Genomic DNA, 606 nt, shown 5'->3' with positions numbered 1-606 from the left:
CCAAGCCCTCGTCGCCACGTACCGCGAGCTCAGGAAGAAGTGAACTGACATGCAGATCGGACTCATCGGCCTTGGCAAGATGGGCGGCAACATGCGCGAGCGGATCCGCCGCGCGGGCCACACCGTCATCGGCTACGACCGCAACCCCGACATCTCCGATGTCAAGCATCTGGGCGAACTGGTCGAAAAGCTCCAGGCGCCACGCGTGGTGTGGGTGATGGTCCCGGCCGGCGCCGCCACCCAGGCCGTCATCGACGAACTCAAGGACCTGCTCACCCCCGGCGACGTCGTCGTCGACGGCGGCAACTCCCGCTGGACCGACGACGAAAAACACGCCACCGAACTCGGCATCAAGGGCATCGGCTTCGTCGACGCGGGCGTCTCCGGCGGCGTGTGGGGCCTGCAGAACGGCTACGCCCTGATGGTCGGAGGCGACAAGGAACACGTCGAACGCCTCCAGCCCATCTTCGAAGCGCTCAAACCCGAAGGACCCTACGGATACGTCCACGCCGGCCGGGTCGGCGCCGGACACTTCTCCAAGATGGTCCACAACGGCATCGAGTACGCCATGATGCAGGCCTACGCCGAGGGCTGGGAACTGCTGGA

1 protein-coding gene is annotated in these 606 nt (G+C 65.8%); it reads left to right on the top strand.

What is annotated here, in order from left to right:
* Positions 1–49: 49 nt before the first annotated feature.
* A partial coding sequence (locus VXC91_RS46635; RefSeq protein WP_329513371.1) for an NADP-dependent phosphogluconate dehydrogenase occupies positions 50–606 on the top strand: 557 nt, incomplete at its 3' end.

Source organism: Streptomyces chiangmaiensis, from assembly GCF_036281785.1.
GTDB classification, from domain to species: Bacteria; Actinomycetota; Actinomycetes; order Streptomycetales; family Streptomycetaceae; genus Streptomyces; species Streptomyces chiangmaiensis.
Note: the sequence above shows the minus strand (reverse complement) of the source record. Positions and strands in the feature narration are given on the sequence as shown.